General features: G+C 30.5%; 7 protein-coding genes and 1 rRNA gene. 4 read left to right on the top strand and 4 right to left on the bottom strand.

Annotated elements, in window-relative coordinates; all coding sequences use genetic code 11:
- From rrf to DK508_RS13660, 3 genes are all read left to right on the top strand, one after another.
- Nucleotides 1-85: ribosomal RNA gene (gene rrf, locus DK508_RS13670) — 5S ribosomal RNA — on the top strand; the annotation flags it as partial.
- A 141-nt stretch (nt 86-226) separates the two neighbouring features.
- Nucleotides 227-739: a TlpA disulfide reductase family protein gene (locus DK508_RS13665; RefSeq protein WP_109301308.1), complete on the top strand. Its 513-nt coding sequence runs from the start codon at nt 227-229 to the stop codon at nt 737-739.
- A gap of 61 nt (nt 740-800) precedes the next feature.
- Nucleotides 801-1,427 carry a hemolysin III family protein gene (locus tag DK508_RS13660; RefSeq protein ID WP_109301307.1) on the top strand — a complete coding sequence of 209 codons (627 nt, stop codon included), beginning with the start codon at nt 801-803 and terminating at the stop codon, nt 1,425-1,427.
- Between the two features lie 57 nt (nt 1,428-1,484).
- Here DK508_RS13660 and DK508_RS13655 read toward each other — a convergent pair whose 3' ends face one another.
- The 4 genes from DK508_RS13655 to DK508_RS13640 form a co-directional block, all read right to left on the bottom strand.
- The gene (locus tag DK508_RS13655; RefSeq protein ID WP_109301306.1) at nt 1,485-3,698 is read right to left on the bottom strand and encodes an ATP-binding protein; all 2,214 of its coding nucleotides are present in this window, start codon (nt 3,696-3,698) and stop codon (nt 1,485-1,487) included.
- A gap of 249 nt (nt 3,699-3,947) precedes the next feature.
- Nucleotides 3,948-4,376 carry a DUF4268 domain-containing protein gene (locus tag DK508_RS13650; RefSeq protein WP_109301305.1) on the bottom strand — a complete coding sequence of 143 codons (429 nt, stop codon included), beginning with the start codon at nt 4,374-4,376 and terminating at the stop codon, nt 3,948-3,950.
- Between the two features lie 2 nt (nt 4,377-4,378).
- Entirely contained in the window at nt 4,379-5,056 is a 678-nt protein-coding gene (locus DK508_RS13645; protein ID WP_109301304.1) for a ZIP family metal transporter, read from the bottom strand.
- A 1-nt stretch (nt 5,057) separates the two neighbouring features.
- Nucleotides 5,058-5,789 (bottom strand): class I SAM-dependent methyltransferase, encoded by a 732-nt coding sequence (locus tag DK508_RS13640; protein WP_109301303.1) that lies wholly within the window; start codon nt 5,787-5,789, stop codon nt 5,058-5,060.
- A gap of 71 nt (nt 5,790-5,860) precedes the next feature.
- Here DK508_RS13640 and DK508_RS13635 point away from each other — a divergent pair, with 71 nt between their 5' ends.
- Entirely contained in the window at nt 5,861-7,000 is a 1,140-nt protein-coding gene (locus tag DK508_RS13635) for a class I SAM-dependent RNA methyltransferase (RefSeq protein ID WP_109301351.1), read from the top strand.
- The last annotated feature ends 106 nt before the right edge of the window (nt 7,001-7,106 follow it).

Below are 7,106 nucleotides of genomic sequence, written 5' to 3'. Positions count from 1 at the left end.
TCACCTCTTACCATTCCGAACAGAGTAGTTAAGCCCGTTAGCGCCAATGGTACTACAATCGTGGGAGAGTAGGTCGCCGCCTTCTTTGAAAACCCTTCATTACTATAATGAAGGGTTTTTTTTATGCCTTATAAGTAAGTATCTTATAGAAATGTGAAAGGATCATGGTAGATCAAACAGAATACTTACTTTACACCTTATACGAGAGTAAACTTCAGATTATAATATGAAAAAAGTATTTAAATATTTGAGTATTGTACTCATTGCACTACTAGGATTGGGTTATGTGTATATAAAATATACTACAGCAGAAGAAGGGGAACTAGCTCCTGATTTCGAAACAACGCTAATTGATGGATCATCATTTAAATTATCTGATCAAAAAAACAAATATGTATTGTTAGATTTTTGGGGATCTTGGTGCGCACCTTGTATAAAAGAAAACCCTAAAATAGTAAAACTGTATAAAAAGTATCCAAATAAACTTACTATAGTCACTTTGGCTTTAGAAAAAGACTCCTTAACATGGAGGAAAGCAGCAAAAAGAGATGGATTCGAATGGAAAAACCAAATAGTACATCAAAATAAATTTGTAATGTTATCTCCAATAGCAAGAATGTATGGGGTCTCAGAAATACCAACTAAGTTCTTAATTTCACCAGATGGAAAACTTATAGGTGAACGTACTTTTGAGGAAATAGATCAATTGTTATCTAATGTTATACTACAAAAAGAATAAATGATGAACTAATCAATATTTATGACCAGTATTTTATAGCTTTACTGCTTTTAATAGTCTAATGATACAACAATCTCCCATAGAAGAAAGGTGGAACTGGATAACTCATGGTTTTGGCTTTATACTATCTATAGTCGGCCTTTTCTTATTAATAATATACAATTCTAACAAAACGTCTTATGGTATTATAGGTATTCTGTTGTATTCGGGTTCATTATTGTTTTTATATTTTGCGTCTACAGCCTATCATTATTCTTCTAATGTCTCCTTAAAAAGAAAGTTCAGAATAATGGATCATATAGGGATCTATCTACTCATAGCAGGGACCTATGCTCCAGTTACATTAATAACTTTAATACATAGTAAGGGAGTATTGTTGTTTATTCTAGTCTGGTCATTTGCATTAATTGGTTCTGTATTGAAACTTTTTTTTACAGGTAAGTTTGAAATCGTTTCGATTATTTTATACTTATTGATGGGATGGTTAATTATGTTAGATATTCAAACATTATCAGATATTGTAGGATCTGCAGCTATTAATTATTTAATGTTAGGAGGAGGGGCATATACCGTTGGAATAATTTTTTATGCCTTAAAAAGAATGCCTTTTGCTCATGTAATATGGCACTTATTTGTTCTAGCAGGAAGTATATTTCATTTTTTGTTTATCCTTAAATTTATCATATAACTTACTTCAATTTTAACTACTTTGACAAAGTTTTTTTTAGAATTTTTAAGCTCCTTTTTATGAAGCTTTACAAATTGCAGTATGAATATAAGACTCTATTTTCTGAAAAAACTCTTCTTTTTTGAAGGGTTTTCTCATATAGTCGCAAAAGCCAGAATCTGGATTAAGTATTTCTTCAATAGTATCCTTGGTATCTGATGCTGTTAAGGCTATAATAGGGACATCTAGATTGAATTCTCTAATTTTTCGCGTAGATTCTATTCCGCCCATATTAGGCATGTTTAGGTCCATTAAGATAAGGTCATAATTCTTTTCTTTAGCCATTTTGATAGCTATAAGTCCATCATCGGCTATCTCAGAATGGTACCCTCTTGCTTTTACAATATTTTGAGTAACAATTTGATTTATCTTATTATCCTCGACAATTAGAATAGTGTAACTCTCATTATTTTTTAATGAAATATATTTTTCAGGAGTATCGATCTCAATTTTTTCTTCTTTTTGTTGATGGATTTCAAATGGAATAGTAAAATGAAAAGTGGCGCCTTGATCCGGAATACTTTTTACTTTAATAGTACCTCCATGCAGCTTAACAAGCTTTTGAACGATATTTAATCCAAGCCCCGTACCAGTTACATGATCTGTGGCACTTGCTTGTGAAAATTTCTCGAATATTATTTCTTGTTTGTCAATAGGTATTCCTCTTCCATCATCTTTTACTTCAAATGTAATTTCAACAGTGTTATCTGTTATAGTCGGGTTCTTAAAATTTAACCAAATGTTTCCATCTCTTGTAAATTTATTGGCATTACTAATCAGGTTGATAAAAATTTGCGACAATCTTACTGGATCTCCAATTAGTGTTGCCGGAATAGTATTGTCAACGTTAAGATGAAGCGTATTTCCATTTTTTTCTGCTTGATACTCAAATGAATTTTTGATGTCATCTGCCAAATTTTTAATGTTATAAACCGATTTATCAAGACAGATTTCGTAAGACTCCATTTTTGTAACTTGAAGTACGTCGTTAATAAGGTTAAGTAGATGATCTGCAGAAAACTTCATTAGTTTTATGAAATTGTAGTTCTCTTCATCTTTGATTCTTTCCATAAGAATAGATGATAACCCGATTACCCCATAAAGAGGTGTTCTAAGCTCATGACTAACAGTAGATATAAATTTAGTTTTAACCGCTGCCAGACGATCAGATTTTTCTTTTGAAATTTTAAGTTCTTTATTTTTTAGGGCTAAGGACTCACCTAGAACTTTTGTTTTTTTATGATTGTAGATGAAAAAACAGAACAATATTAAACACAATAAAAGTAGAGAAAGTGTAAATATGGATATGGTTTTGGATTGTTGGGCTTTTTGAGTTTCTAAGGTCTTTTTTTCCTCACTTACAATTAACTGTTTTTTAAATCTATTAGCCTCTAACTTTTCTATCTCAAGTGCTGTTTGATGATGTTTGGTATATTTTTTTAGTATTACATATGCCTTATCTTCTCTTCCGATTTTGATCAATAGGTTTTCATATTTTTGATAGATTATCATGGCTAACCTAAACAATTCGTTCTTTTCGGCTATTGATGCAGCTTGTTCAAAATATTTTATCGCAGTACCATGTTTTCTATTATAGCCATAATACTCGCCTATACTAGTGTATGTCATAACCAATTTTGATGTGTGTTCAGGATTGTCATCAAAATACTTCTTGCATATTTTTAAGAGCCTAAATGCTCTATCATAGTGTTTGGTTTTTAAATAAATGTTTGCAAGGTTTAACTCTAATATATGTTGGGAGTATTCATTTAGATCTGTAGAGTTTTTGTAGATGTAGTTTATTCTTTTAAGGGCTCTACCGGGCTTATTAAAGCCATCTAAGTATACCAAAGCGATATTGTTATTAATATCTATGGCCAACTCTGGAAACCCTTGTAGTTCTTTTACAAATAAATCTGCAATCTTATAGTTTTCAAGAGCTTCTTTGTAATCTTTAGAATTAAAATAAATTTTTCCTAGTAGATTATACAGACTTCCTTTTAAATAATATTGCTGATTGGTATTGAATTTTTCTGAAACGTCTATAAGTGTTTCGGTAATCATTATGCTATTGGCTCTTCCGATAGAATTTATGTGTTTTTCGGTATGAATGATAGTGTTCTCTAATTCAGAAAACGACATGTCTTCATATTGTTGGGCATTTGCAAAGGAAAAAAATAGATTTATCCACACAAAGCATATATAATACCTCTTGATTTTAGAGCTATTCATTAGATTTTAAGTTTTGGGGCGCCTAAATATATCCAAAATATATTAAAAATCGGTTGAAATGCATAAAAAATATGATGAAAAACCATAAATTATAGATAATTAACCATTATTTAGTAGGAATTAAACTTCATTTTTTGATGTATACCCATTGATTTTGATATTATGATTATTAATAATATAATATATTGATCTCTACTTTTTTACGAAGTGAAAAAAGTGAATTAAGGATGATGGGTATGAATTGTTTGTTTAATTATCTATAAAATCCTTATATTCTAAAAAGAAAGTCTCGAGCTTTTCCATATGATCATATAGAAAAATCATTACTTGTTCCCAGCAATTTTTATTATGAATGTTTACATTCAATAATTCTACATAAATACGGGGTATGATTTTGTAATTTTCTAGTTCATAGTGCTCATCATAGAGAATAGCCTCTAGGTATTCTGATACAAGGATAGTTTTTAAACTTACAAATTTATCATAATAATATGCTCTAACAATCTCATCTGAAGGCTCTATGTCAATAGATACTTGTGCTTTTTTTGTAGTAAAAGAAAATTTTAAAGTTACATCTTTGATTTTGGTATTGTATAATAGCCATTTACGAGGGTATTCTTTCCCGAACGCTGTCCAGAACTCTTGTCTAATTTGTTTGGATTCCTCTCGATTATACATGTTTAAATTAAGAATGCGGTGGCCGTTGCAATAAGAATAACCATTAATTTTGTGATATTAAATTTATGGCCTTCATTACTTTCAAAAAGAATAGTAGTAGAAACATGAAGAAATATACCAATAACTAATGCTGTAATTTCTTTATAATATTTTTGTATCATTTCAAAATGTTCACTAATAAAGGTGCCTAAAGGTGTCATCAAAGCAAAAATTAATAAAGCGAAAACTATAGCATACGTTTTAATTTTTGTTTTTAACAAAAATGTTGTTAAAATCATCGCTACCGGGATTTTATGAATAATGATTCCGGCAAGAATTCCATCCGTATGATGAATAGGAAAACCTTCTAAAACTGCATGTATCCCTAAACTAATAAATAGTAGTTTAGGAATTTGATATGTACCTTTATCAAGGTGTATATGACCATGTTCTGCACCTTTGGAAAAATATTCGAGTATCTTTTGTAGTAAAATACCTATCATAATCCAAATCCCTGTTTGCTTGGCAAAATGGTTATCTTCAAAAACTTCGGGTAGGAGATCAAAAATAGTAATTGCTAATAAAAAAGCACCGCTAAAAGCTAGAAGTAACTTTAAATTTTTCTGATTAGAAGGTTTAAAAATAAAAACTATTAAACTCCCAATAAATACTGCCGCTATGGATAAAATATAATTGTACACTTTACTTGAAGATTAATATAAGTCTATGAGAAGTTTGTTTATTAAATTTTTGCAATTGATAATCTCCAAAAATATCGAGCAAATCAACATTAGCTTTTTCAAAATAGGTTTCGAAATCGGTTAGGGTAATAGCCTTTACTTTCTCGGTAAAGAAAAAATCCTCATTCTGATCTCTAAATCTAATCTCTTTAAGAATATATCCATCGTGTACATACCTTTTTATGTTAAAGATAATTCCGTTACTTTCTTTTGTTTCTTCGGGCACCAAATTTTGGATAACATGATCCACATTCATAAAATCGATAACCCCAAAGCCCTGTTCGGTTAAATTAGATTTTATTGCCTTTATAGTACTAAGATTGTCTTCTTCTTTATCAAAATATCCAAAACTTGTAAATAAATTAAATACACCCGAGAATTTCTCAGAATAAGGTTTACACATATCATGTACCCTAAATTTTAATGTTTCATTTTCAAATTGAGAAGCGTAATCAATACTGTTTTTAGATAAATCTACTCCCGTAACATCGTACCCAAGAGAGTTAAGATAGATACTATGGCGACCTTTTCCACAAGCCAAATCAAGAATTTTTTCTCCTTTTTCAAGGCTAAGGTAACTTGTTAAGTTATCCATAAATTCTCTAGCCTCGGTACGACCTCTGTCTTTATATAATGTATGATAGTATGGTGTATCAAACCAAGATGCATACCACATTGTTGAATCTTTTAGCATAGGGCGCAAAATTAATGTATTTTTGTCTTTTAATTATAGCGAATTCGAAGATAGTGAGTAATTCATTTAAAATGGTAGCCAAAACCTTTTTTGGTTTTGAAGAAATTCTTGCAAAAGAACTTAGAGATTTAGGAGCTCAGAAAGTAGAGATAGGAAATAGAATGGTCAGTTTTTATGGCGATATAGGTTTTATGTATAAAGCAAACTTGTGTTTGCGAACTGCATTGAAAATTTTGAAACCTATTGCTTCCAAAAAAATACGAAATGAAAATGATTTGTATGATTTTGTGCAAGATATAAGGTGGAAAGAACTTCTAGACACAAATGATACATTTGCTATTTATGCTACGGTGAATTCTACTATTTTTAACCATTCTCGTTTTATTTCTTTAAAAGCAAAGGATGCTATTGTAGATAAGTTTAGAAAAGAGACAGGTAGAAGACCTAATGTAGATACCGATTACCCAGATTTAACTATTAATATCCATATCCAACAAGATTTATGTACAATATCGTTAGATAGTTCTGGTGGTTCGTTACATCATAGAGGATATAGAACCGTAACCAATATAGCGCCTATTAATGAGGTGCTGGCGGCTGGTTTGTTATTATTATCGGGATGGGATGGACAAAGTGATTTCTTAGATCCAATGTGTGGTAGTGGAACTCTTGCTATAGAGGCTGCCATGATTGCATGCAATATTCCTGCTAACTTAAACCGAAAAGAGTTTGCTTTTGAGAAATGGTTAGATTGGGATATGGATTTATTTGAGAAAATAGAAGAAGTGTGTCTTAATAAAACTAGAGATTTTCACCATACTATTATTGGAATGGATAAAGCACCATCGGCTGTTAAAAAAGCGCAAACTAATGTTGAAAATGCAAACTTAACAGAATTTGTAAAAATAAAAGATGGTAATTTCTTTGAATCAGACAAAGAAGTTGAAGGATCGCTACACATGGTATTTAATCCTCCTTATGATGAACGATTAGAAATTAACGTTGAAGAATTCTATTCGAAAATAGGAGATACACTCAAAAAGAACTACCCGGGAACTAATGCCTGGTTTATTACCGCTAATCTGGAAGCATTAAAATATATTGGATTACGACCATCTAGAAAAATTAAAGTTTTTAATGGGAAGTTAGAATCAAGATTAGTTAAGTACGAAATGTATGCAGGTAGTAAAAAGGCTAAATACCAAAAATAAGAGTAGTGTATTAGTTTGTGGATAGCATTAAATTAGATCGTTTTAGAATAGTTTATGTTTTTGTTAAGAAAGTATTATTGAAATTACAATAATTTTCTACTTGCAA

Origin of the sequence: Aquimarina sp. AU474 (assembly GCF_900312815.1) — a bacterium.
GTDB lineage: Bacteria > Bacteroidota > Bacteroidia > Flavobacteriales > Flavobacteriaceae > Aquimarina.
Note: the sequence above shows the minus strand (reverse complement) of the source record. Positions and strands in the feature narration are given on the sequence as shown.